This window comes from Paenibacillus sp. S25, from assembly GCF_019454085.1.
In the GTDB taxonomy this organism is placed as follows: Bacteria; Bacillota; Bacilli; order Paenibacillales; family Paenibacillaceae; genus Paenibacillus; species Paenibacillus polymyxa_B.
In genome coordinates this window covers 4,645,130-4,669,016 of the sequence record NZ_CP073683.1, presented here as the reverse complement: position 1 = coordinate 4,669,016, position 23,887 = coordinate 4,645,130, and the positions used below count along the sequence as shown (strand labels likewise).

Annotated in this window: 22 protein-coding genes; 14 read left to right on the top strand and 8 right to left on the bottom strand. The window is 48.8% G+C overall.

Annotation, left to right across the window (positions count from 1 at the left end; all coding sequences use genetic code 11):
* Position 1 precedes the first annotated feature (1 nt).
* The 5 genes from KAI37_RS20385 (at position 2) to KAI37_RS20365 (ending at position 6,155) form a co-directional block, all read left to right on the top strand.
* Positions 2 to 814 (top strand): ABC transporter permease, encoded by an 813-nt coding sequence (locus KAI37_RS20385; RefSeq protein WP_220030105.1) that lies wholly within the window; start codon positions 2 to 4, stop codon positions 812 to 814.
* Positions 815 to 863: 49 nt separating this feature from the next.
* On the top strand, positions 864 to 2,396 hold the full coding sequence (locus KAI37_RS20380; RefSeq protein WP_220030104.1) for a hypothetical protein: 1,533 nt from the start codon (positions 864 to 866) through the stop codon (positions 2,394 to 2,396).
* A gap of 17 nt (positions 2,397 to 2,413) precedes the next feature.
* Positions 2,414 to 3,574 (top strand): UDP-glucuronosyltransferase, encoded by a 1,161-nt coding sequence (locus tag KAI37_RS20375; protein ID WP_071642659.1) that lies wholly within the window; start codon positions 2,414 to 2,416, stop codon positions 3,572 to 3,574.
* Positions 3,571 to 4,659, top strand: a complete 1,089-nt coding sequence (locus KAI37_RS20370; protein ID WP_220030103.1) for a Gfo/Idh/MocA family protein — start codon at positions 3,571 to 3,573, stop codon at positions 4,657 to 4,659. The genes KAI37_RS20375 and KAI37_RS20370 overlap by 4 nt, the downstream gene beginning before the upstream one ends.
* A gap of 83 nt (positions 4,660 to 4,742) precedes the next feature.
* Positions 4,743 to 6,155 carry a type III PLP-dependent enzyme domain-containing protein gene (locus KAI37_RS20365; RefSeq protein WP_220030102.1) on the top strand — a complete coding sequence of 471 codons (1,413 nt, stop codon included), beginning with the start codon at positions 4,743 to 4,745 and terminating at the stop codon, positions 6,153 to 6,155.
* 90 nt (positions 6,156 to 6,245) lie between these two features.
* On the opposite strand, the gene KAI37_RS20360 is transcribed toward KAI37_RS20365, so the two are convergent.
* The 3 genes from KAI37_RS20360 to efeO are packed head-to-tail and all read right to left on the bottom strand — an operon-like array spanning position 6,246 to position 10,347.
* Positions 6,246 to 8,075 (bottom strand): FTR1 family iron permease, encoded by a 1,830-nt coding sequence (locus KAI37_RS20360; RefSeq protein WP_220030101.1) that lies wholly within the window; start codon positions 8,073 to 8,075, stop codon positions 6,246 to 6,248.
* A gap of 24 nt (positions 8,076 to 8,099) precedes the next feature.
* Positions 8,100 to 9,464 carry an iron uptake transporter deferrochelatase/peroxidase subunit gene (gene efeB, locus KAI37_RS20355; RefSeq protein ID WP_220030100.1) on the bottom strand — a complete coding sequence of 455 codons (1,365 nt, stop codon included), beginning with the start codon at positions 9,462 to 9,464 and terminating at the stop codon, positions 8,100 to 8,102.
* 4 nt (positions 9,465 to 9,468) lie between these two features.
* Positions 9,469 to 10,347, bottom strand: a complete 879-nt coding sequence (gene efeO, locus KAI37_RS20350; RefSeq protein WP_071642654.1) for an iron uptake system protein EfeO — start codon at positions 10,345 to 10,347, stop codon at positions 9,469 to 9,471.
* 305 nt (positions 10,348 to 10,652) lie between these two features.
* Here efeO and KAI37_RS20345 point away from each other — a divergent pair, with 305 nt between their 5' ends.
* The 4 genes from KAI37_RS20345 (at position 10,653) to KAI37_RS20330 (ending at position 13,026) form a co-directional block, all read left to right on the top strand.
* Positions 10,653 to 10,880, top strand: coding sequence for a helix-turn-helix domain-containing protein (locus KAI37_RS20345; RefSeq protein WP_007431813.1), 228 nt, complete (start codon positions 10,653 to 10,655; stop codon positions 10,878 to 10,880).
* A gap of 464 nt (positions 10,881 to 11,344) precedes the next feature.
* Positions 11,345 to 11,827, top strand: coding sequence for a hypothetical protein (locus KAI37_RS20340; RefSeq protein WP_023990049.1), 483 nt, complete (start codon positions 11,345 to 11,347; stop codon positions 11,825 to 11,827).
* 165 nt (positions 11,828 to 11,992) lie between these two features.
* Positions 11,993 to 12,484, top strand: coding sequence for a hypothetical protein (locus KAI37_RS20335; protein ID WP_071642649.1), 492 nt, complete (start codon positions 11,993 to 11,995; stop codon positions 12,482 to 12,484).
* 155 nt (positions 12,485 to 12,639) lie between these two features.
* Positions 12,640 to 13,026 (top strand): hypothetical protein, encoded by a 387-nt coding sequence (locus KAI37_RS20330; RefSeq protein WP_220030099.1) that lies wholly within the window; start codon positions 12,640 to 12,642, stop codon positions 13,024 to 13,026.
* 73 nt (positions 13,027 to 13,099) lie between these two features.
* Here KAI37_RS20330 and KAI37_RS20325 read toward each other — a convergent pair whose 3' ends face one another.
* The 3 genes from KAI37_RS20325 to KAI37_RS20315 form a co-directional block, all read right to left on the bottom strand.
* Positions 13,100 to 14,455 carry a dipeptidase gene (locus KAI37_RS20325; RefSeq protein WP_025721870.1) on the bottom strand — a complete coding sequence of 452 codons (1,356 nt, stop codon included), beginning with the start codon at positions 14,453 to 14,455 and terminating at the stop codon, positions 13,100 to 13,102.
* 190 nt (positions 14,456 to 14,645) lie between these two features.
* The gene (locus KAI37_RS20320) at positions 14,646 to 14,822 is read right to left on the bottom strand and encodes a YjfB family protein (protein ID WP_023990044.1); all 177 of its coding nucleotides are present in this window, start codon (positions 14,820 to 14,822) and stop codon (positions 14,646 to 14,648) included.
* A gap of 56 nt (positions 14,823 to 14,878) precedes the next feature.
* Positions 14,879 to 16,858 (bottom strand): methyl-accepting chemotaxis protein, encoded by a 1,980-nt coding sequence (locus tag KAI37_RS20315; RefSeq protein WP_076294444.1) that lies wholly within the window; start codon positions 16,856 to 16,858, stop codon positions 14,879 to 14,881.
* A gap of 164 nt (positions 16,859 to 17,022) precedes the next feature.
* On the opposite strand from KAI37_RS20315, the gene KAI37_RS20310 reads away from it, so the two are divergent.
* Positions 17,023 to 17,439, top strand: coding sequence for a hypothetical protein (locus KAI37_RS20310; RefSeq protein WP_071642645.1), 417 nt, complete (start codon positions 17,023 to 17,025; stop codon positions 17,437 to 17,439).
* Between the two features lie 211 nt (positions 17,440 to 17,650).
* Here the strand turns inward: KAI37_RS20310 and KAI37_RS20305 are convergent, their stop codons facing one another.
* Both KAI37_RS20305 and KAI37_RS20300 read right to left on the bottom strand, forming a co-directional pair.
* Positions 17,651 to 18,778: an SGNH/GDSL hydrolase family protein gene (locus tag KAI37_RS20305; protein WP_071642644.1), complete on the bottom strand. Its 1,128-nt coding sequence runs from the start codon at positions 18,776 to 18,778 to the stop codon at positions 17,651 to 17,653.
* Between the two features lie 255 nt (positions 18,779 to 19,033).
* Positions 19,034 to 19,747: a GT-D fold domain-containing glycosyltransferase gene (locus KAI37_RS20300; RefSeq protein ID WP_220030098.1), complete on the bottom strand. Its 714-nt coding sequence runs from the start codon at positions 19,745 to 19,747 to the stop codon at positions 19,034 to 19,036.
* Between the two features lie 215 nt (positions 19,748 to 19,962).
* Between KAI37_RS20300 and KAI37_RS20295 the strand changes: the two genes are divergently transcribed.
* Genes KAI37_RS20295 through KAI37_RS20280 form a run of 4 tightly spaced genes read left to right on the top strand, consistent with a single transcriptional unit; the run spans position 19,963 to position 23,878 of the window.
* Entirely contained in the window at positions 19,963 to 20,670 is a 708-nt protein-coding gene (locus tag KAI37_RS20295; RefSeq protein ID WP_076294441.1) for a glycosyltransferase family A protein, read from the top strand.
* Positions 20,671 to 20,689: 19 nt separating this feature from the next.
* Positions 20,690 to 21,670: a polysaccharide biosynthesis protein gene (locus KAI37_RS20290; RefSeq protein WP_076294440.1), complete on the top strand. Its 981-nt coding sequence runs from the start codon at positions 20,690 to 20,692 to the stop codon at positions 21,668 to 21,670.
* A gap of 2 nt (positions 21,671 to 21,672) precedes the next feature.
* Positions 21,673 to 23,022, top strand: a complete 1,350-nt coding sequence (locus tag KAI37_RS20285; protein ID WP_076294439.1) for a nucleotide sugar dehydrogenase — start codon at positions 21,673 to 21,675, stop codon at positions 23,020 to 23,022.
* Positions 23,015 to 23,878, top strand: coding sequence for a class I SAM-dependent methyltransferase (locus tag KAI37_RS20280; protein WP_220030097.1), 864 nt, complete (start codon positions 23,015 to 23,017; stop codon positions 23,876 to 23,878). The genes KAI37_RS20285 and KAI37_RS20280 overlap by 8 nt, the downstream gene beginning before the upstream one ends.
* Positions 23,879 to 23,887: the final 9 nt, after the last annotated feature.

Below are 23,887 nucleotides of genomic sequence, written 5' to 3'. Positions count from 1 at the left end.
CATGAAAAATGTTTTCCAAAACATTACGCGCTACATCAGACTGTACTGGAAATTTGTCCAGTTTTCCGTCATGTCACAAATGGAATATCGCACTAATTTTATAAGTGCATGTCTGGTTGAAACAGCTTATTTGTTTATCAAGCTGCTGTACGCATCGCTTCCATACCGTGCTGGGACGGACATTAACGGCTGGTCTCCTGACGCCATGTTGTTATATATCGGCGTGTTTACGATGATGAGCGGATTTTATAGTGGATTGTTCTACAGTAATTTTACAAGCCTGCCTGACAAAATTCGTACCGGCTCACTGGACGTGCTCATGACCAAACCCGTATCGCTGCAATTTATGGTGACACTGCGTCAATTTGAATTGGGCTATACTGTGCCGAATGTAATTGGCGGCGGAATTATGACGGGGGTCGGCTGGCAACGACTCGGATTGCCGTTTAATTTTGAAACTGTAGGAGGGTTCTCTGTGCTGCTCGGATGCGGGGTGCTTACGGCATACTCCGTATTTTTGCTCCCCCAACTGCTGGCCTTCTGGATTATCCGCACGAACGGCGTTACGGAGCTGTCCAACAGCATTTTCGAGACGAACTATGTGCCGATGGCCGTGTACAGCAACTTGATTCAACGTATCGGTTTGTTCGTGCTTCCTGTGTTTGTCATTTGTAATTTTCCGCCCATGTTCATTCTCGGCAAAATGGATACCGGGTTGGTGGTATGGGCATTTCTCGCACCTCTCTGGCTGCTGGCGATCATCCGCCTGATATGGCAGTTTGCTCTACGTGATTATACGAGCGCGAGTCAGTAGCGCTACCGTGTAGTGGGCCAATAATGAAGCAGGAAAGGAAGCGAATCATATGAATGCGATACCGAATCAGCGTCATTTGTATATGGGAACATTCGAAGCGGAGGCTTACTGGCGGGATGCCCAGTTAGCTTCCCTGCCAGCTCTGCCTGACCGGGCTTCTTCTGCGATTGTAGCAGCCATGGATGAACTGCTGTTCAGCTTTTGCCAGCCGGGAGATGCGTTATTGACCCGTTATGCCATTTCGCCCGTACATCGTCAGTATATCGCGCAGTTGGGCTTCCATCCGGCTGTCAACGAACGGGATTTGACCGATGGCAAGGAGCGTGCAGGCAACGTGTCGACCGCATCAGTATTTGAACTGCTGGGCAGTCGCAAGGCCGATGCCGGAGAGGGGTTTCCTCAACTGGAAGGCTGTGTGCTTAGCCCGTTTGCGGGTTTACCGCATGTAGAGGAGGCTGCACGTGCTTGGGGAATAACCCTGCATCAGCCGCCGCTGGAAACGATTCGCAAGGTAAATGCCAAAACGTATTCCTCTGATCTGAAACGCAGCCTTGGTCTGCGCAACCCGGGCTATATTGTGACTTCGTTTGCAGATGTCGCTGAGGCGGGGCGTAAGCTGCTACGGGATGGAAGCTTTTTAATCAAGGATGATTTTGGCGTATCGGGCAAAGGAAACCTGCACATTACCTCGACACAAATGCTGGACCGGATCGTATCGTATTTGCGTGGACAGGAGCGTAAAGGCAAACAGGTGCTTTTCCTTTTGGAGCCTTTTCTGGAGAAAGAGCAGGATTTTTCATGCCAATTTACGATTGGTGATGATGGAAGTGTCGATATCATATCTGTACAATGGCTGGCTAACACTCAATTCTCCTATCGGGAATCCTTGTCCCCGGACGGGGCATTTTTGGAGCGGCTGGAGCGCGAGGGCTATTTTAGCTTGATGCAGGACGTGGGGCGGCAATTGTATCAGGATGGTTATTACGGCGATGTTTGCATTGATTCCATGACACTTCGTGGTGGGAAGCTGGAGCCTATTATCGAAATTAATGCTAGAAAGTCGATGAGTTTGATCAAGCATCAGCTCGATACCTTTCTGGCCGGGAAAAATATGCGTGGCACGCTGACGAATTATTCGCTGTCCCATGATGGCAGTCTATCCTATGAAGAACTGCTGGAAGGGCTGAAAGGTGAAGGATTGTTGTTCACAGGTGAACGTGAAGAAGGCGTCATGCCTCTGGGTGCCAATACGTTATATGTGAACACAGGTGGACGAGATGGCGAGAACAAGATTGTGGGCCATACAAGCACGCCAAGCAGAAATGCAATCGGGCGCGGAGGCAGATCATCTGCCAAGCAGGTTCGTGTGAGCGGGATTGGGGCCAGCGATGGCGGATCAGAAGGGAACGGCATGGCTAAGCCGGACTTAATTGGTGAAAAAGAAACCGCTGGAAGCGAACGGGCACGAGGCAAGGGTCGTCTTTATTTGGAACTGGTTGCTGCGAGCGATGAGGAAAAAATGCGATTGACTACAAAGCTGGAGCGTTTTTTGGCAGAGCATCATTTTACAGTGCTGAATTAAACGGGAGGCGTATGAGCATGCGTAAGAATGCGGATAAGCTTATGAAGGTAACGATTTTGTGTTCCGGTTTCGGATTGGGCTTTTATACCCCTGGCTTGTTGTTGCAAGCAGGTCTTCGCAGGCTGGGCGTGGATACGGCGATTCATGTATTTGAAAATGTGCTGCCAGAATCGGCTCGTCTCAAGGTCGACAAAAGCCGCAAAGCTTACCATGACAATTTTGCGGTGGCCTTAATGTCACAAAAGGTTCCGCAGGATATGCGTAATTCACTGGATCTCGCTGCAATGGAAGTGCTGCTGAACCAATGGATGGAGGAGGATCGGCGGTATTTTATATGCTTATCCGGTCATTGGATGTATGTACTGGAGGAGTATCGCAAGCGCAGAGAACCGGAGTTGGTGCATGTGGACATTGTGTATATGGATTCGACACCTTCTCCTTCCTGGAAAAATCTAGCCAAGCATAACCCACGTTTTGCGGATGGCTGTGGAGAAACGACCTTTTTTGAAAATGATAACAATAGAGTCAGCCACTATATTGATGTCCCGGCTGTGGAGTATGTTCCATTTGAAGAGCGGCAATCTCGCTTATTCGTACATGGCGGCGGCTGGGGCATGGGCACCTACCGTGACAAGGTTGGACGGTTGGAAGAAGCGGGCTGGGAGCTGGATCTGCTGTTGTATGATCAGGATCAACCGGATGAACAGCGGGACAGTATACGCTATTTTCAGATGGACCCGCAGTGGAGGACATGGCAGCGAAATGAAGCCGGGGAGCATACATTTCCGCCTTTCGGAGAGGTGAAAAAGGGCGAGAAGACAGTGTATCAGGTTGGACCGGATTACCATAGTATGCTGGATCAAGCATGTCGTGTCCAGGCCATTGTCAGCAAGCCCGGTGGTGGCAGCCTAACCGATTCGTTCGCTACAGCCACTCCACTCATTATGCTGGAGCCATTTGGTGTGCATGAAAAGCATAATGCGGATCTATGGGAACGGCTGGGGCTCGGTATGCGGTACGATACGTGGATACAAACCTATGACGGTAGTGCTCAGATACTGGAGGATATGCATCGTAGGATCGTAGAGCTGCGCAGTCGGACGCCGCGTTATATAGAGTGCTATGTGAATAGTATCCAAATGCCAGCAAGCTCCCCGGGAATGGAGCAGGGGTCATGAACGCTGCCGCTGTTGCGCAAGAGCCTGCAATGCGAGATATTCGCTTTGGGATCATTGGCTGTTCTGCCATTGCTCCCCGTGCGTTGCTGGAACCGATCCGACATGTTGCAGGGGCACGCGTGACGGCGCTTGCGAACCGCACGGTTGCCAAGGCGGGAGAAATGGCAGATCATTTTGGCGTCAGTGTCGTTTATCGGCATGCTGAGGATATGCTAAAGGACCCGGAGATCGATGCTGTATATATTGCGCTCAGCAACGACTTACATGCCGAGTGGATTAACAAAGCACTACGGGCTCATAAGCATGTGCTGGTGGAAAAACCGTTATGCCTGAATACGGCTGATCTGGCTCCCTTGGCAGCGACAGTCGAACAGAGTAGCGCTTACCTGCTGGAGGGAGTCATGGTGCAGCACCATCCTTGGCAACATGAGCTGCGGAAGATCGTAGAATCGGGGCGTTATGGTCGCTTATGTTCCATCGAGACGAGTCTATGCATTCCGGCAAAAGAGGGACATGCGGACAATTACAGATCCCGTCCGGAGCAGGGCGGGGGATGCTTTTGGGATCTGGGCGTGTACTGGCTACAGCTGCTTCAAGCCGTCGTTGGATTGGAGCAGGCTGAATTCCACAGTCAATCGGATTTCGATGGTCCTCATGGCTGTGACTGGACATTTCGTGCGCAAGCCCGTTATCCGAGCGGATTGAAGGCATCTGCCCTCTTTTCATTTGAGCGCCCTTATCACTGTGCTCATGTACTGACCTTTGATTCGGCAGTGGTCACCTTGAAGGACTGCTTTCGGGCAAATTTAGGCTTTTATAAAATGACACTCAAGACGGAAATAAAAAAGGATCTCGCGTCAAATATAACGGATGCGGACGCACTGCCTGTGTTATCACAGACATCTTCGCATACCAAAACGGTTTTCGAGCCTATGAACTATTATGTCAATCAGTTGAATACCTTTTGCAGCATCATCCGGGGGGAAGCGGAGCCCATTCCATTTCGCGAGGCTGCTGAACGCGTCAGACTGCTGGCAGCCATTCATGAAGCTGCACGCTCGGGTGAGACGATCTATGCAGTATGAGTATGATTGTGTTTTCGAGCGGTGGGGAACGAATGATGCAAAATACTGAGTATCAAGGCAAAGAGAGGAGGGGAATTCAGTAGATGGATAAAAAGGACGAAGCCTTACTGGAGCGTTTCGGCAAGCATCCGACGCCATTTTACTATTATGACGGGGATGCGCTGCATGCTCATGTCAGCTCGTTGCTATCCCGATTGCACCCGGCCGTGCGTGTACATTACGCGCTCAAGGCTAATGGTAACGTAGCCTTAGCTGGGTTGCTGCGCTCGTTAGGTTGTGGTGTTGAGATTGCTTCGGCTGGAGAAATGTTCGTCGCTATGGAGGCTGGGTATGCTGCGGAAGACGTGCTGTACGCCGGACCGGGAAAAACAATAGCCGAGCTGAACGAGGCAATAGCCTGTGGAATCGGCTGTATTCATGTCGAATCGGTGAGGGAGCTGCGTCTGCTGGAGGACATTGCTGCCCAAGCGGGCCAGCTTGTCAGGGCAGCGGTTCGCATCAATCCCGATAACGATCTGTCTGGAGCAACGATTAAAATGGGCGGCGTTCCGCGCCCCTTTGGAGTGGATGAAGGGCAGCTGGATCACTTTTTTAAGGTGCTGGAAGGTTGCCCACACGTCAATTTTCAAGGTATTCAGGTATATACAGGTACGCAAATGCTGAAATCGGATCAGATTTTAGCTTCATTTGCGAATACGCTGCAGTTGGCAGAACGGGTACAGGCTCAGTATGGTGTGGCAATGCATACGGTCAATTTGGGCGGCGGGTTTGGTGTACCTTATTTTGCTCATGAGCAACCGCTCGATATGGATCACGTCATTGACGGACTGAACGCACTCGCGGAGCAGACCCGAACCCGCATGCCCGGGGTTAAGCTAATCATCGAAAGCGGCAGATATCTGGTCGCTCAATCGGGCATGTATGTCTGCCGAGCATTGTATACAAAGGAATCCAAGGGGGAGAAGTTTGTCGTGGCTGATGGTGGCATGAATCACTACGCCGCAGCTACTTTTCGAGGACGCCGCATTAGGGACAACTACCCGGTGCGAATTATGCGCAGGCAAGCGGGAGAATTGAAAGAGCCCAAAGAACGAGAAGTGGAAGCAACCCTATGGATGGGGCAGAGAGACGCTTCTGCTCAAACGGCTGTTGCTGTCGAACAATCATTAGAAGAGGTTGCAAACCGAATAGGAGGGCCTCTGGAAGAGGCATCCATGGAGCTTGAGACGGTAAGCATTGTCGGTCCGCTTTGTACACCCGAGGATTGTATTGTGAAAAAAGCGCAGCTTCCTCCGATTCACGAGGGCGATTATATTGCCTTTCCGAATGCAGGTGCCTATGGATTGAGCTATAGTCCACTACAATTTCTGGGACATGCTACCCCGGCGGAGCTGCTCGATTTTCGTGGGGAGGTGCATGTCATTCGTGAACACGGTGACCGCACGGACCTGCTGCATCATCAGCGCATGATTCCGTTGCCTGAGGATGTGCAGTAAGTATGTAAAAAAACGCCAAACTCATGGGAACCGATACAAATCGGACCTGTGATTTGGCGTTTTTTACATGATGAGTAGGGTAGTATCGACTTATTGTTGCTTGGAGCTGCGCATTTCCTGACGCACAAGCTGCCATACCATAAAGATCAGTACAGCGATTTGTGGGACAAATGTTTCCCAAGTTGGATACATTCCCAGCCAGCTAATGGACGGAAGCGCGGAGGCAGTGTGCCCCGGAAGCATACCAGCCACCTGAAGCGAATGAATACTTTCGCCCAGGAATCGGAATACGAGATAGTAAATCAGTACAGTGGCAGTCAGGAAAAAGGCGCGAATTGGCAATCGTACACTGAATTTAATGATCGCAAACGCAAGAATGACCAGAATAATCGTCGCTGAGCCAATGCCGATCAGCAATTGCGAGGTTTCGATGGCTGGAGCCATACCGACATAAAAGATAGCTGTCTCGGCTCCTTCACGCAGAATTGCGAGCGCAGAAACCGCAAATAACGACCACAGGCTTCCTCGTGCCAGCGCGTTGCCCACGCTGTTTTCCACAAAGCGGTTCCATGCGGCAGCGTTGGATTTGCTATGCAACCAGCTACCAACGGTCAGCATCAGCACGACCGCCACCAGCCCGGTGACACCCTCCAGCAGCTCACGCATGCTGCCCGATGCGGCTGCTGCTACTAGTGTAGTGAACAGTACTGCCAGAATTCCGCTCAGCACCAGCCCCGTTCCGGCTCCTGCCCATATCCAACGTCCAGCCACGGCTTCGCCACTTTTTTTGGCATACGCCAGCAGAGCTGCGAGCACGAGGATGGCCTCTAGGCCCTCACGCAGCAAAATCAGCGCGGCATCCCACGCAGTGTAAGAACGTTCTTCCGTCAACGGACGGAGCCTGTCCAGCATCTGATCAAGAGTCTGAATGGCTTTGTCTGTATTCGGTGGAGAAGACAGCAGATATCCGGAAGTTTCGGTCATTTCATTTTCAATCGCAGTGTAAGACGTCGGATCGGAAATTTGTACATGTCCTTCGACGGAAGGCCATAGAGCGATAAACTGCACTACCTTATCAGCCGCTTGCTCTGATTGATTAGCTACAGCATCTTGGCGTGCGGATTCGAGCAAGGTGACTGCATCGGTCAGAGAAGCTACCGAACCATTCGCCGTTCCGGCAGCTGTATTGCCTGCATCTGTTCCTTGGCCTGTGTTCACAGACTTGCCCTGACTATAATCAGACAGCAGAGTCGTTAATTCCTGCATTTCCTTAAGAGCCTGTTCTTGGCGAATGGGCTCAGCTTGCACGGAGATGCGAATGAGACTGATTTTAGTTTCGAGCGAACTGTATACCGGAAAATTGTCCAAACGAATCGGTGTTTCTACCTGATACCAGGCTTTGACGATTCGATCGTAATCCACCCGGGCAGCAGCCCAATCGCCTTTTTGCATGGCGGCTAGACTGCCCTTCGCCATAGGAAGCAGTTTTTCCGCTGCTTTGGCTCCAGCCGGGGCTGGTTTGTCCCCTTCGGCCGCAGTGACGTACTCATTGACCGAGCGCGCCAGCACGGATAAGGCAGCTTTCGCTGGTTCCCCGCCGCCACTGGCGAGTGTCTGCTCCGCATCGGTGAGTGCTTGATCTACAGCCGCGATGTGAGTTGAATCTCCGCCATTCGTTTTGGCTTCCTCCCACAGCGTGCGGAATTCTTGCAGATCCTTGGAGGCTTCCGTCCATTGAGCTTGTCCCGCCTCCACCAGCGCTCCCCCCACCACAGGCATTAGCTGATCATTGGTGACAGCTTTGGCATCCGTTTGTGCAAAAGCGACCGACCCGGAGCCGGACATGAACGGAGTGACGGTCAGCAGCAGAGCCGCCACCAGCACAAACACCCATCCCAAGCCTTTATTGCACCGATTCATATAAATCCCCTTCCTTGCCTGCTGCTAAAATAACGTATCCCCGATGTAGCCGCCTTGCGATACACCCGGGAAGCAGGCGAACACCGCACTGCCTTTGTGTACAATATATTCGTTCAGCTTGTCATTGCGTGCAAGCTTCTCCTGAATATGAACGAACTGCTTGAACAGATCACGCTGGTAGCTGATGAACAGCAGCCCGGCATCCAGCTGTCCAGTTTGCTTGTCCAATCCGCTTGAATACGAATAAGATCTCCGCAAAATATTAATGCTCCCGTCCCCATGAGCCAAAGCCACATGAGAGGTGGGAGGTGTAACCGGCTTGCCTTCCGGATTTTTGGCCGCCAGATCAAGCTTGTCGAACTCCTTGACCTTACCGAGTGGGGCTCCGCTGCTGCGATGACGTCCAAAAGTATCCTCCTGGTCGCCCAATGTTGAGCGATCCCACACCTCTACCCGCATGCGTACACGGCGTACAGCCATATAGCTGCCGTTACCCATCCATGCTGGTCCGTCACTGGTTTGTGTCCACACCAGTCGATTCATCTCGTCTGCCTTGGAGGTATCCGGGTTCCCCGTACCGTCCTTGAAGCCCAGCAAATTGCGTGGTGTGCTTCCCGCAGGATCAGCCTGTGCTGTTCGCTGGAAGCCTTCCTGCGTCCAGCGAAGCACCGCCGTTCCTCTGGCGATACGCGCCAAATTACGCAGGGCATGGAAAGCTACCTGCAAGTCGTTGGCACATACCTGCACTCCGATATCGCCGCCGCACCATTGCTCCTCCAGGGCGTCCCCTTGAAAACGGGGCAGCTCACGGAACTCGGCAGGTTTAAGCCCTGCCAGGCCGTATCGTCCATCAAAAAAGGATGGGCCCACACCAAAGGTGATCGTCGTACGGGATGGCGACAATCCTGCCGCCTCGCCCGTATCGGAAGGAGGGAGGTTGAGGTTTTCATTATCGTTGCCAAGGAGCACGCCAGAAGTCATTGTAGCGCTTGCTTCCGTCCAGGCTTTGAAGAGGCTGCGCACCTGTTCCTTGTCGCTGGTTGTTAGATCGAAAGCGGCGAAGCAGATGAAATCCTGCGCCGGAGTCACAATACCTGCCTGATGCTTACCGTAAAAAGGGATTACATCTTTGGTATCCGCATCCGTCATCATGCTTTCGAGGCGTTGACCGGCTGACAGCACGGCTCCCACGCCCCCGCCGCCAAGCAGGAGGCCTAGCCCACCTACCCCGGCCAGCTTCAATAGGTCTCGACGTGATACGGATTTGCTTTTTTCTGACGGCTCATCTTCCACTAGCTTCGCATCCTTTTTTACCAGATCAGCCTGTTCATTATGGGATTCCGCATACTGCGGCTTTTCTAGCCCTTTTTGCCGCTTAAAGCCTTTCATATCATTACACTCCTAACAATTTCCCCATTTGGGACAACGGTTCTGCCAAGGCATCGAGGTTTTGGCTCAGTTTTTTAACTTCTTCCGGTTTCAGTTTTGTATACGATACATAGCCTTCTCCGTCCTTAAAAGGAGCCAACTCCTGCTGTAAGGCCGTAAAGCGCTCACCGATTTGTTTTTCCAATGCCGCATCTTTTTGGTTCAGATCTGTTTTCAAAATGTCATATATCTTTTGCGCGCCTTCTACATTGGCAGCAAAATCGTACAAATCCGTATGGGAATATCGCTCCTCTTCACCCGTTACCTTCGAGGTAGATACTTCATTTAACAACTCGACTGCACCCGTTACCATCAGGCTGGCGTCAATATTAACTGTTTCTACTTTGGCACGCAGCAGCTTGGCATCACTCAGCAGTCGGTCGGAAAACTCGTCCATTCCTTTGGTTGTGTTTTCTTCCCATAATGTTTTTTCAATACGGTGAAAGCCGCGCCAATCCGCTGCATCCACATCACCGTCACGTGCATCAATATTCGGGTCAAGATCACCCAGCGCTTCTGCAATCGGTTCAATCCGTTCATAGTACATACGTGCAGGAGCATACAGCGCCTTGGCTTTATCCAGCTCGCCAGCTTTGACCGCGTTCGTGAATTCTTCTGTCTTCTTCACAAACGTATCGCATTGCTCGATAGCATAGGTTCGGTAAGCGGCTACCGCTTGATCAAAATTGGGAGCAGAAGCGGCAGGAGTCGTTGTCTGTGTTGTGGCTCCTGCATCTTTGGTCGTTGCGGCAGGCTGCTGAGTAGCAGTTTCGGTTTGCCCGCAACCTGCGAACAGAATAGAAGAGACCAGCACTCCGGCCGGTACGGCATAACGTAGTTTCATAATCAATGAACACCCTTTCTGGCCAAACTGGCCCTGAACCATAGTCTGTTGCGCGATATCTATATCGAATTTTTATTTTGATAATGATTATCAGTCGCGGTTTTTCTTATCATAAGGCTGGCCCATATGCCTGTCAATACATAATTTAGACACAAAGTCCAACCCATCATTAAAGCAGCAAGTAAGGTGCCTATGCCCATTTTTATCCGCATATTGAACCATACCCGAGCACATGACATAAAATGTGTTGACTGTATCCCTTAACCTTGTTACACCACACAAAACCCGAGCAAGGAGGGGTGAAATTGACGAAGGGTAACGACCACAAAAACAAGTTTTTGTTAACTCACCGTGAACGTGAAGTATTTGAACTGCTCGTGCAGGACAAAACAACACGTGACATCGCCGGACAGCTATTTATTAGCGAAAAAACGGTCCGAAACCATATTTCCAATGTGATGCAAAAATTGAACGTAAAAGGTCGTTCACAGGCGGTCGTGGAATTAATCAGGCTTGGCGAATTAAAAATCTGACCTCTCGTTCCTTGCGGGGTACAAAGTCTTCTCGATGATCCTTCGACAGTGAAGGGTGGTCGGGAAGGCTTTTGTTTTGTGGTATGTAAAAAAGTAAAACGATTAAACCGCTGAAATATGTGGGAATTTGCGTGTAAATGATGTACTATATATAGAAGGAAGAAACTACCATTAGAGATCATAGTGCAACTAACAGGAGTGATCAAAACATAAGACTGTACCACAAAGTTATACTAAGATAGAAATGCATCTGGTGATAGTCTAAGAATATAAATCCCTACAAAAGCAGTATTCAGCATGACGACAGGATGGAAGATGGTTTAGGTTTTGAGCTATACTTTTATATATAGGTGTTGAAGAAGAATCACAAGGCAGAAAAAGCTCATTGCTTCAGGTAGTAGGAAGTAGCTTTTGCCTAGAGCTACCTGTGGTATATTCTTGATCGGAGGTGAATGTTAAGACATATGACACCCAACCAACACTTGATGACTTATACGCTGAACAGCGGTATAAAGGGAACTGTCGACCTAACCAGTAAGCAGGTGCAGGAATGGATCAAAGCATATCGAATTGGCAGCAAGTTTGTAACGGTTGTGGGGAAACAGTATTTTGGTTTAAACCCTGAGTTGGTAGCAGATTTCAAGGTACATAATGAATACTCGGAGCAGAGAGAACACATATCCATAATACAGCCTGTAATGGAACGCAAAGCTGTAGAACTGGACCCACTGGTAGAGGCGTACAGCCAGTATAAAACATTAATTCAGGTAGAATGTAAATGTGGTGCTTCCTATATAGAAGAGTCACCGCATAAAAGAACCAAGTGGTCATGTAAGGAGTGTAATAACATTGTGTTCCTGGATCGTAAAAAGGGCATGGTGGATACGGATAAAGGCAAGGCATGGTACATGACCAACAAATACTATGTAGAAAGACAAAGCAACTGACGGATTGTCAGTTGCTTTTCTAACAGACTCGCACGCGTCTTTGGTGCATTTCACAATATATTAAATCCATACCTGGAAATGCTACTATATCTTTTGCCAAATAATAAAATTGATGTTTTGTACGCTTTGTAGTACATTATCAAGTGTATTATAAGGAGGCTTCTCATGTACGGACATAGACAAGATGATACTTTATACATCATGACTTACACATTAAATAGTGGTATCAAGGGCACAGTGCCTTTGTCTAATCAACAGATACAGGAATGGCTCGAGTGCTACAGAATCGGCAAGAAATTTGTAACCGAGATTGGCAAAGAGTTCTTTGGACTGCATGCAGAACTGGTGGCTGATTTTAAAGTGCATAATCAGCATTCAAGCTATCAGGAGGTTATTATCCCGATTCAGCAGCCGGACACTGGCCTAAAAGAGTTGTCCCAGGCTTACAAATCAACAGAAACCTTAATTAAAGTAGATTGCAAATGTGGTACATCGTATGTAACAGAATCTCCCTTTAAGCGGACCAAGTGGTACTGCACCAAATGCCGGGAGATTGTTTTTCTCGACAACAAAAAGGGAATGGTGGATACCTCAAGAGGCAAGGCCCATTATATGACCAATAAGTATTTTGTGGAACGGGAAACAACTGGCGTATAAGCCGGTTGTTTTTTTGTTCGTAAGGTTTGTACATGTCCTGACTTTTCAAAGCCGATTGCGCTATATTGGAAAAGGGGAAAGATAAATCTTGATATAACGATAGTCAGGTGGTGAACGTCATCCGGGAAGATCATACCAATGGTACAAGAAACCGCATGAGCACGAACAATGTATACATAAACGAAACGCTTCATTTGGAACAAATCATAAGTGACCTGCGGGTGATGGGCTATGTGGCTTTTCATCATCATCCGCAAATCACAAGTGAGATTGAAGAGCTGGAGGTGTTAAAAAAGCAACTATTATCGTTTTTTCAACAGCATCATGTATTGTGGATTGAGCTTGACCCGCTGACGCAATATGTGGTGGTGAATAACATGGGGAAGGCAACGGTGCTCAAACTCATGGGTCGGAAAATGAACCCGCTACGGGACCTGAGAGCAAACGCTGCTTTGGCTGGACAGCCGCTGCATGAGTTGGATCGGGAGATAGAACGGCTCAATCGGCTAGCTCACCTGTTGCGCTACACCCGTTTTTCTTAAGCGACGGGACTAACTTAAAAAAAGCATTCACGAAGCATGGATGGTTCCATGCTGTGAATGCTTTTTGGTTTACTTACACCGATTTCAAAAATTCTACAATCGTCAGCAGACCCTTGTCAAAATTGTCCAAGTTAAAATGCTCGTTTGGCGCATGTAGGTTCTCATCTGGCAAGCCGAAGCCCATCAGCACGACTGGGGCAGTCAGCACACGGGAGAAGGTTTCCACGATTGGGATAGAACCTCCATCCTTGGTAAAGAGGGCACGCACACCGTATACCTTCTCAAAAGCATCGGCTGCCGCTTGCAGAAACGCGTGTGACGGGTCGATGTTAAAGGCGTTCGCTTTTTCACCCTGTTGAATATCCAGGGTAGCTCCTGCCTGAACATGGGCGCGCAAATGGCGCTCGATTTTGTCCAGAATGTCTTGCGGATTCTGGTTAGCTACCAAGCGGCACGTGATTTTAGCATGAGCTTCTTTTGGAATGACCGTTTTCGTGCCTTCCCCTTGGAAGCCGCCGTATACGCCGTTCAGCTCCAGTGTCGGACGCGCCCCAACACGCTCAACGAAGCTGAATCCTTCTTCGCCATAAAGGGAATCAAGTGCAAGATCTTGTTGCAGCTTGCTCTCATTGAAGCCTTGCTTCACGAATTCTTCTCTCATCTCTGCCGATAATGGAGCAACATCGTCGTAGAATCCTTCGACGCTTACGCCGCCTTTGTCGTCATGCAGGGTTGCCAGCAAGGACACCAGAGCATGCAGGGCATTCGGCACGCCGCCACCGAAAGAGCCGGAGTGTAGATCTGTGTTCGCCGTGTGAATGGCGACTTCCAGTGAACATAGTCCACGCAAACCTGTGCAAATGGCAGGCTTCCCTTTTTCGATCAAGGAAGTGTCGGACACCAGTACAGCATCGGCAGCTAGACGTTCAGCTCCAGTTTGCAAAAACTCAAGCAAGTTCGGACTGGATACTTCTTCCTCGCCTTCAATGCAGAATTTGATGTTCAGCGGCAATGTGCCTTCCTGCTTCAAAATGGCCTCAACTGCCTTAATGTGCAAGAAAACCTGCCCTTTATCATCTGTCGCTCCGCGCGCATACAATTTTCCATCACGGATGGATGGCTCAAACGGTGGCGTCTCCCACAGGTGAAGCGGGTCTACGGGTTGTACATCATAGTGTCCATACACGAGGATCGTTGGTTTACCAGGTGCGTGCAAATGATCCGCATATACCAGCGGGTGACCTTTGGTTGGAATGATTTCAACGTTTTCCAGACCGGCAGCAGTCAGTTTGGCAGCCAGCCAATCAGCTGCTTGGTTAATGTCCTTTTTGTGCTCCGATAATGCTGAGATACTCGGAATGGACAACCACTCCTGTAACTCGCCCAGTTGTTGCTCTCTGGCTTTTTCAAAATAATCAGAATAACTCATAAACTATGTATCCTCCTTTTTCAATGTAAATCGTGTGAATGTTGCGCTATCCTCCGAACCGAGGTCGTGGACGATATGTCTAGTTTACTACGTTTTGTGCTGAACGAAAAATAGGGAGACAAAAAAACGATTCTACCCGGGTCTGTCCAGACCTGAGCAGAATCGCCCTTAACCAAGCATATGGATGCACTTATGCGCGAATGTCCAGTTGACCGCCAAGATGAGGCTGTACGCTTTTTTCCATCATCTGCACTAAAGCCTGTCCTTGTTCACTGGCCTGATCCTTAGCCATACTTAATACCTTCACACTTACAGCTTGAGCCAAGCTGGCCTGACTCATACCTGTTGATAATGCTGCGATATCCATGTTCCAACCCTCCCTCATTGTGAAGACTCTTTCTCTGTATTTATCGGTTGGAACGGTTATTTTGTTTCATCTAATTGGAATTGTGTCAGTAAATCTTGAAGTTGCTCTGCCAGACGGGTCAAATCTGCGGCAGACGAACCGATCTCTTCCATGGAGGCGAGCTGCTCCTCTGCGGCTGCGGATACGGTCTCCGTATGGGATGCCGCTTCTTCAGCGATGCGTGTAATTTCCTCCATGCTGCTGACGACTGAACTCGTTCCATCTGCGACTCCAGCGGTAGAAGCTGCGACGTTATCGAGCTGCTTCGCTGATTTGGCTACCGCTCTACGGATGCGAGAGAAGGAGCGACCGGATAGGTCAATGGAATTAATACCATCACTTACGCGTTCCTTGGCGGATTCCATAGCGATCAGGGCTTCAGATACACCGCTCTGTATCCCTTGAATCTGTTCACGAATTTGTTGTGCGGAATAAGCTGAGTTTTCAGCCAGCTTGCGGACCTCTGTCGCCACGACAGCGAAACCTTTGCCATGCTCGCCTGCACGTGCTGCCTCAATAGAAGCGTTCAATGCGAGCAGATTAGTCTGGCTGGCGATTTCCGTAATGACGGTGACAATCGTTCCGATTCGTCCAGAGCGGTCACTCAAAGCACTGATGATGGTATCCAGTTCTTCCACGGTAGTACGAATGCCGTCAATGGAGACGACGCTGTTGCCGATATGCTCACTGCCTGCATCCGACGCCTGAATGGCCTGTGCGGAGTAAGTGGTCATTTCAGCCATGGTTTCGGTCATAGCGGTAATGTCTGTTGCCATGCCGCTAATCCGTTCCTGATTATCTTTAGCGCTGCCCACTTGGCGCTCACTGCCTGCGGCCACATCTTGAATGGCTATGGTCACATGCTCAATGGCACGGGTCGTTTGTTCTGCACCTGCTGCAAGCTCTTGCGAGGATGCCGACAAATTGCCTGTCATCGCTTGGATTTTTCTAATCATGTTACGCAGGTTATCTACCATTTGTTGGAAATATCTTGACAACTCACCAATTTCATCTGTACTGGTCGTAGCCACGTTAATCGAAAGATTACCTTGGCTGATGGCATCCATAGAATTACGTAATCTTTGGATGGGCTTAAGTATACTGCTGATTAGCCACATTGCGAGCACACCGATGATGATGGCTGCAATCACCAACACTACGATCGTTGTGATAAGAATCGGTTGGGCGGAGGCACTGGTTTCTGCTTTGTCCATCGTTCCAGCAATTCTCCAGCCTGTCAGCGTATTGGTTTTGAAAATCAGGTGTTTATCTACGCCATTAATATCGTAACTAAAGCTGCCTTCTTTGGAGGCAAACAATTTGGGTATCGTTTCTCCCATTTTGGTACTTCCGCTGACTTCTGTCGGGTGGGTAACGATACGTTTGGTACCATCTAATATCATAATATAGCCATTTTGTCCGATTTTTAAATTTGTGATTTCTTTTAAATTATTTAGGTTCAGGGAAAGACCGAGAACACCACTGTTGTCAGGAAGTGTACGTGAAATATATACAACGGGGACCTTAGCCGTATTGAGTCCGACAGGGCTGATTACGGTTTGTCCGGGTTTCTCCATGGCCTGCTTGTACCACGGACGTTCACGAGGGTCGTTTGTGGAGCCTACGGCTTTGCCAATAATGAGTTTTCCTTCGGGAGTTCCTACAAACATATCAACAGCTTCCGCATGCATTTTCAAATATACTTGTAACCTTTTCAGGATGTCTTCATCTGCTTCGGCACTGTTATCACTAGCCGTCATCGTCGTAGAGTAATATTCGAGATCAGCGATTTTGGCTTGAATCGTTTGAGTAACTGCACGGTCGGATGCGGTAACGCTAGTTGTCGCACTATCGAGTAATTGTTGGTCCGTCTGGTTATATGCTGCTTGATAAGAAAAAGAACTTACAATAATGCTTGGAACAAGCATGACCAGTAGAAATGCTGCTGTCAATTTCTTGCGTAGTGTTAATGTTTTGAGTCGTCTCAGTTGTTTCATCAAACCCCTGCTTTCTATCTACATATTCATTTCTAAAATTTATATCATATGTATTTACTATCGGTTATTTTGAGCTGAATTGATAGATTTATTACTAATTTGTCCAATACGCTAAAGAATTTCTTGCATAGCATGGAGTATCTTGCAATTTGGAGGGATAGGGTATGGGTTTTTTTCTGGATATGAGAAGCTCCACCAATTCATCAAAAACAGGTGAGGGTCCCGATATACAGCTGGGTCCTATACCGGAGCGCTTCGGTTTGATTACCCTGCGGACCTTTCTTGTGCCGAGTCCGATTGTAACTTTTAGTGGTTCCATTGGTCTGCTCGGTGAGCTTGGCGATACGTACGCGGTTGAAATCGTGCGTGGAGCCGACTATGATCCGAGTGAGGTAGTCTACCGCGCCGAGGGGGTACTGGGCGTGACTGGATCTAATGAAACGCAAGCTTTTAATGCACAGGATCTGTCTGCTCCCTGGGCAATACAAACAGTATATTCTTCTTATATTTCTGGTGTATCGACCACTGTTCGTAATGGTCCAGAGGTATTCACGGGCATTGCTTCGACTCCGTTTTTGTAAATATATCAGGTGATTATTTCTATAGTAAATGCTCGCTGCCTGTTCGTGATAGTCCGCTGCGCCCAAGCTTAACTAGCCACGAGCATAGACAGACATCTGCTGCAGACTCGTGGCTATAATTCTCAACAACAACACCCAGAGCACAAATGACCTAGTTGTTGTAATTTCCTTTATGAGCGTGTACTACAGAGTTAATTGTGCTTCTCGGATTCTATTTCTTTAGAATCTCTCGCAAATACACTGTCAACTCATCTGCTGCTTTGGCATGGGCGGAGAGCCCGGGATGGCTACGAGATCCTATCGTTTCTTCCGTCGTGTTAGGCAGTTGGAATACGGACACATTCCGATCCCTCGTTCTTTTCTTGTACGCGTCTACCGCTCGGTAGATTGAGGGCATCATCGGAGTACCCAGCATCCCATAGGCCCACACAATATGGGCAGCAGGATTGCAGGTCCGAAGCTTGATAAGAAAACGTTCGATAGCGCTTTCAAAAGATTGTAAATCTTCTTCATTGAATGTGCCGTCCTCGTTCAAGCGTTGCTTGTACACTTTCCCGCTTGCTGGGTCCGTCCATGCAGGAGAATAAAAGGCTCCCCCGTCATTAGTCCCCAAATTCACTACGACCACGTCCGGCTGCCATGAGGGAAAATCATGATCTGAAAATGCCCCTAATGCTTCATTTCTCTCACCAGTCAGCACACCACATATCTGCTCATAATATGCCGGTATGTTCGCATGCGGATTATTATCCCAGCTTGTTAGGACACCCCATCCGCTTTGTGATAACACTCGGTAGTCCGCATTCAGTGCTTCGGCTGTTATGACTGTATAATTGCGTAGTGCTGTGAACAGCATGGGAACCCAGTCTGTCTCCTCCTTCGCTCCAATCGTTCCTTCTCCCGAGGTAATGCTGTCACCGATAAATTCCACCTTGAGGGGCTTATCAGTGACTGGCAGCAATTCCCCGTCAACCTTCAGGGCATGAATTTGCAACAAGCAGCGCGAGTCCGAACTCATAGGCTGGACATCCTTGACCACACGGACATTTTTGACCGTGTCAGGGTTCAATCCTCTCAAAAGACAGATCCAATGCCGTCCTGCGGTCACCATCAGGCGACTCATCGGAACCCCATTGATGACAATACTGATCCAGGGCTCATACACCTGGTAATCAGCTTCAATTTCAATCCACAGCTCTGAGCCTTTGATATTCAATTCAATGCCACTGCCTGTCCAAAATAGAGTAAGAGGTGTACGTGTTTGCGTAGTTCGACCATGAACCTTTACATGCTTTGCTTTTGTAAGTGGATATGTCTTCAATCTCTTGTTATGTGACATTTCAACATCCTCCTCATGATCTCTTAATGAATGCTAGTTTCTGTAATATTGTAAAAGAAGTGATAGGGAATCTCAAATTCTATTTCAAAACAAGCAAGGGCCCAAAGCTTTATATGGATTATTCTTTTTGATGACGGACTTTAGAACAACATATGATATCAAAAAGCACCAGCCAACTGAAATTTGCTGGTGCTTTTTGATATACGGAGCAAAGATTACTTACTAAGTGTATTTTTCACAAAACTATTTTATCTATTAATTAGCTTTGCCAAACATGACGATATTAATCGCCTTGCCGAAGTCTATACCTACTTTGCCAGTTAGCTCTGCTGTTTTTTGTGCTAACACGACTGCATTGACACCACAAGAGAACAGCGCAATATCAAAGTCATCTTTGTGTGCTGCAATCCATTGGAGTGTTTCAGGCATTTGTTCATATTGATGAAATGCCAGTGTGTGCGCGATATTCAGCCTGTACGGATCGGCCTCAAGAACAGGCTTTACTTCAGCGGCCGTCCGGGTGACCAGCAGAATGCGTCGATTTTTCAGCATGTCCCAGAAAGCGGGTGTCTCAGCCAAATAACGATTCAGGCAGGCGTGGCAGGTCAGCGCGGGGGAAAGAGCATAGTGAGCAAAGACCTGATCGGTCAGCTCCCGCTTCATATAGGATGGTGCTTTAATAGATTCGTCATCATATGGCAAAATGCCAGCAATGCTGGCTTTGCTCACTGCCTCAGCCACCGCGTCCCGTAGTTCCGTATTCGGTAGAAACAGTCCCTTTTGACCGAGATTGGCTTTAACCGCCCAACGTTCCCGTAATACCTTTTCCATCGGCCAGACGGTGTCCTGCGACAACACCAAATTTTCACCATCCCCGATACGAATGAGCGAAAAGGACTGTTGCTGATCGAGTGCCAGCTTCAATCGTTTCAGTACCTCGTCAATCTCCAGATACCTTGGATTCGTCATAACATGTTACCTCCCTGTCGTTCCTGCTTGTTCAACTTTTCAGATGGAGCAAAAAACTTTGTATTCTATCATATGTCGAAAGCAAAAAGGTTTTTGTATGAACGGCTATTATTTTTGGATTCTACCTATTTTTACAAGATTCGTTGCATCTGTACGTGCCGTTTCAGAAGCGTCTTCATAACTTGAGAGAAGACGGTTGAAAGGGAGGAAGATCAATGAATCGCAAGATTGTAATTGAAATTAATTTTAATAACTATGGGATGAATCCCAACCGCCTGACACGTGAGTGGATCAGTGAGCGACTGGATATATTCAGAACCTTTACGCTACGTAGTTTACTCAGTCAGACAAATACGGATTTCTTATCTGTCGTCAAGCTGGCGGGCGGATGCAGTGACATTGTGGAAGAGGAACTAGCCCGACATGAGCCCATTCCCGACCACATCCGTTTTGGTACGAGCATCGAAAGTAAACGTCGTATTCATGCGTACATCGAAGGCGCGGACGAACTGCTCATTGCTCGAATAGATTCCGACGATTTGTACCACCAGTCGTTTGTACAACAGTTACATGATTACAAGTTTCAACCGGAGACGGTTGCGCTGGTGAACCAGATGGGTTACCTGTGGGATGCGGTTGAGGGACAGATGGCACCGGTGTTTCACCGTTCGCCTTCTTTTTATGTGTTTCGCTATCAAGTGGAGGATTTTCTAAATGATTACCGTGTCGTCATTCCTGGGAAGGGTACGCACGGATATGTAACGGAGCTGCCGCATGAGGTCATTCCACTTCGCAACTATGTGAACGTCATTCATGCCGCAAATACTTCGGTGAAAAAAGTGCCAGCGAAGGATCGGCTGTCAGAGAATGAAATGAATGCCGTGCTGGCTGAATTTCTGGGAACAGGCATTGCCAATTCGTAACGGTCAGGAGGAGATTATATTGTTCAAAGGAAAAAAACTGCTGGTGACCGGAGGAACGGGATCTTGGGGGCAACGCCTAACGGCTGAATTGCTGAAGGAGGGACCAGCGGAAATTCGTATTTTCTCACGCGGTGAATTTGCACAGATTGCCATGCAGCGGCAATTTCAATCTGATCCTCGCCTGAATTTCATGATTGGAGATATTCGAGATCTTCAGGCATTGCAGGAGGCATGTCGCGGAGTGGACTATATATTCCATTTGGCAGCATTAAAGCATGTCCCTGTGTGTGAGAAACAGCCGGAAGAGGCCTTCAAGACAAACGTTCATGGTACGGAAAATGTGATTCGGGCCAGCATAGAGCAGGGAGTCGCCAAGGTAATTGATGTCTCTACAGACAAGGCGGTAGACCCGGTAAATGTATACGGGATGACGAAGGCGATTGGCGAAAGATTGATGATCCGCGCCAACGCCTTAAGTGAGCGTACTCGCTTTGTATGTATTCGCGGCGGCAATGTGCTAGGGACGAGTGGAAGTGTCGTGCCCCTGTTCAAACGCCAGATTGCGGAAGGTCAGGATTTAACGCTGACGAGCCCAGATATGACACGTTTCTTCCTCACGCTCGGAGAGGCGATTGGCTTGCTGCTGAAGGCTTCTGTTACGGCGATTGGTGGAGAGACGCTAGTAATGAAAATGAAGGGTTGCAATATTGCGGATTTGGCAGAAGTGATGAAAGAACAGGCGGGACAGCCTGCGTTGAAAGTGAAGGAAATTGGTATACGTGGTGGGGAAAAGCTGCATGAGGTGCTGATTTCGCCCTATGAGGTGCCGCACACGTATCGCTATGATGATCGTTATTTTGTTATTCTTCCCCAGCAAGCAGACAAGCGTTTGTTGAGTCAATATGGTGGTTTGGAGCGGGTGAACTTCGAACAATATCGCTCGGACGACGAGTTAATGGATCGTGCTGGAATTGCTGAGCTACTGCGAGGCATGGAGTAACGATGAAAGAGGTGGGTATTTTGCAGCTTATGGAAAAAATAACAAAAGGAACTGTAAAGGTGGCTGTGATCGGCCTCGGTTATGTAGGGCTGCCCATGGCAGTGGAAATGGCACAGGCTGGTTATGATGTATATGGTGTAGATTCCGATCCTGTCAAAGTAGCCAAGCTGCTTCAAGGAAAGTCTTACATCATAGACATTGGCGATGATGCCTTGGAAGGTCTGATCGGGCAGCAATTGCATCCAGTTACGGATATCAAGGTGCTGGAGCACGCGGATATCGTCGTGATTTGTGTGCCTACGCCGCTGACAGACGGACATCAGCCGGATACGTCCTATATTGAGACGGCAATTGATCAGGCCATACCTCATTTGCGTAGACAAACGCTGTTGATCCTGGAAAGCACCACCTATCCGGGAACGACCGAAGAACTGATTCGGCCGGTGATAGAGCAACGCAGGGGATGGACAGTAGGTAAGGATTTTTATGTGTGCTTTTCACCGGAACGTGTCGATCCGGGTAGCGTCCATTTTAACATTCGCAACACCCCTAAGGTGATCGGCGGTTGCACACCGGATTGTCTGGCAGCGGGAGTGGGTTTTTATGGCTCCTTTTTGGATCAGATTGTTCCGGTCAGCTCGACAACCGTGGCGGAAGCCGCCAAGCTGTTCGAAAATACGTTCCGTAGCGTCAACATTGGAATGGTCAATGAGCTGACAGCCGCCTGTGAGAAAATTGGCATCAATATATGGGAGGTACTGGATGCAGCGGCAACCAAGCCATTCGGCTATATGCCTTTTTATCCGGGACCTGGCATCGGGGGGCACTGTATCCCGGTTGATCCGCTATACTTGTCATGGAAATCCGAGCAGCATGGTTTTCCACTGGAATTCGTGGACTTGGCAGATCGCATGAATCGGCGTATGCCGCTGTATATTGCGGAGCGAATTGAAGCCATGCTCGCTCAGAAAGGTAAAGCCATAAACAAAGCCAAAATCATTCTGGCAGGTGTGGCCTACAAAAAGGACATTGATGATGTTCGGGAATCCCCAGCTCTTGTCCTGTTTGAACATCTAATAAAAATGGGAGCTTCGGTGAGCTTCACCGACCCATATGTATCGAGCTTTAAGCTGAACGGTGAAGCAATCCCATCTCGAACGGCAAATGCTCAGCTATGGGAAAGTGCAGATATCGTAGTCATCACGACAGACCATTCTGTGGTGGATTACCAACAGCTGGTCGACCATGCCCCGCTAGTCTTCGATACACGTAATGCGACTGCACATTGCACAGGTGGACATGTCGTGATCTTGGGGCATCCTGGTGATGGAGGGGGCGCCGCTGTTGGCTAACCGTGATCAGGTAAACGAACGTTATTACGGGCAAATCAATTCGGAGGAGTCTCATGAAGCCACCCGCAATAGAATTCACTGGATTTGCCGCCATGTACAGGGCCATACCGTGCTGGATGTAGGGTGCAGTCAGGGGATAACGTCCATTTTGCTTGGACGGGAAGGCTTTGAGGTAACGGCTATTGATTTGGAAGAGGGCAGCATCTCTTATGCAAAAAAAGAACTACGTCAGGAATCCGCACCCGTCCGGGCAAGAGTCCACTTTCGGTTAAAGGACATTTCACAATTTGAGCGTCCTCCCGGTGGATTTGACACCATTATTTTAGGGGAGGTTTTGGAACATTTTGCGCATCCCGACACCCTGCTCGCTCATGCTTACCGTTTGTTGAATAAAAAGGGAACGCTCGTCTTGTCTGTACCTTATGGATACCATCCGTTCCATGATCACAAGCGGACTTACTATGCTGGGAGCCTCTCCCGTGTGTTGTATCCTTATTTTGAAGGAAAAGCGCTAGAGGTGCATCACAAATATTTGTGCTTTGCAGGCCGCAAGAAGTCGAAAGAACTGCGTGAGGTCAAACCAGAGGCAGAGCATCTGAATGAGTGGATGAAACTGGACGAGGAGCAGTTTCGACTGGTGGAGCAGCAACATGTTCGCAAAATGAATCAGCGAAAGGCCGCACTCGACAAGGCGGTACAGCGAATCCGGCATATGGAGGAACAACTTTTGCCATTGGGAAGGTATGCACGTGTCGAACAGCTAGACAAGACGCAGGCTGAAAGGAGAGGTGCATATACTGGTGGTGAGTCTACCACAAAAACGATGGCAGATTCAGCCAATGGTAAAGGGGGATGACGTGAAGTC

Excerpts from the sequence above, each read along its gene's own strand:
- KAI37_RS20375 (WP_071642659.1), top strand. The coding sequence starts at position 2,414 with ATGCGTAAGAATGCGGATAAGCTTATGAAGGTAACGATTTTGTGTTCC.
- KAI37_RS20360 (WP_220030101.1), bottom strand. The coding sequence starts at position 8,075 with ATGAATCGGTGCAATAAAGGCTTGGGATGGGTGTTTGTGCTGGTGGCG.
- KAI37_RS20380 (WP_220030104.1), top strand. The coding sequence starts at position 864 with ATGAATGCGATACCGAATCAGCGTCATTTGTATATGGGAACATTCGAA.
- efeB (WP_220030100.1), bottom strand. The coding sequence starts at position 9,464 with ATGAAAGGCTTTAAGCGGCAAAAAGGGCTAGAAAAGCCGCAGTATGCG.
- KAI37_RS20315 (WP_076294444.1), bottom strand. The coding sequence starts at position 16,858 with ATGAAACAACTGAGACGACTCAAAACATTAACACTACGCAAGAAATTG.
- KAI37_RS20320 (WP_023990044.1), bottom strand. The coding sequence starts at position 14,822 with ATGGATATCGCAGCATTATCAACAGGTATGAGTCAGGCCAGCTTGGCT.
- KAI37_RS20370 (WP_220030103.1), top strand. The coding sequence starts at position 3,571 with ATGAACGCTGCCGCTGTTGCGCAAGAGCCTGCAATGCGAGATATTCGC.
- KAI37_RS20335 (WP_071642649.1), top strand. The coding sequence starts at position 11,993 with ATGTACGGACATAGACAAGATGATACTTTATACATCATGACTTACACA.
- KAI37_RS20285 (WP_076294439.1), top strand. The coding sequence starts at position 21,673 with ATGAAAGAGGTGGGTATTTTGCAGCTTATGGAAAAAATAACAAAAGGA.
- KAI37_RS20365 (WP_220030102.1), top strand. The coding sequence starts at position 4,743 with ATGGATAAAAAGGACGAAGCCTTACTGGAGCGTTTCGGCAAGCATCCG.
- KAI37_RS20325 (WP_025721870.1), bottom strand. The coding sequence starts at position 14,455 with ATGAGTTATTCTGATTATTTTGAAAAAGCCAGAGAGCAACAACTGGGC.
- KAI37_RS20305 (WP_071642644.1), bottom strand. The coding sequence starts at position 18,778 with ATGTCACATAACAAGAGATTGAAGACATATCCACTTACAAAAGCAAAG.
- KAI37_RS20295 (WP_076294441.1), top strand. The coding sequence starts at position 19,963 with ATGAATCGCAAGATTGTAATTGAAATTAATTTTAATAACTATGGGATG.
- KAI37_RS20300 (WP_220030098.1), bottom strand. The coding sequence starts at position 19,747 with ATGACGAATCCAAGGTATCTGGAGATTGACGAGGTACTGAAACGATTG.
- KAI37_RS20330 (WP_220030099.1), top strand. The coding sequence starts at position 12,640 with ATGAGCACGAACAATGTATACATAAACGAAACGCTTCATTTGGAACAA.
- KAI37_RS20340 (WP_023990049.1), top strand. The coding sequence starts at position 11,345 with ATGACACCCAACCAACACTTGATGACTTATACGCTGAACAGCGGTATA.
- efeO (WP_071642654.1), bottom strand. The coding sequence starts at position 10,347 with ATGAAACTACGTTATGCCGTACCGGCCGGAGTGCTGGTCTCTTCTATT.
- KAI37_RS20385 (WP_220030105.1), top strand. The coding sequence starts at position 2 with ATGAAAAATGTTTTCCAAAACATTACGCGCTACATCAGACTGTACTGG.
- KAI37_RS20310 (WP_071642645.1), top strand. The coding sequence starts at position 17,023 with ATGGGTTTTTTTCTGGATATGAGAAGCTCCACCAATTCATCAAAAACA.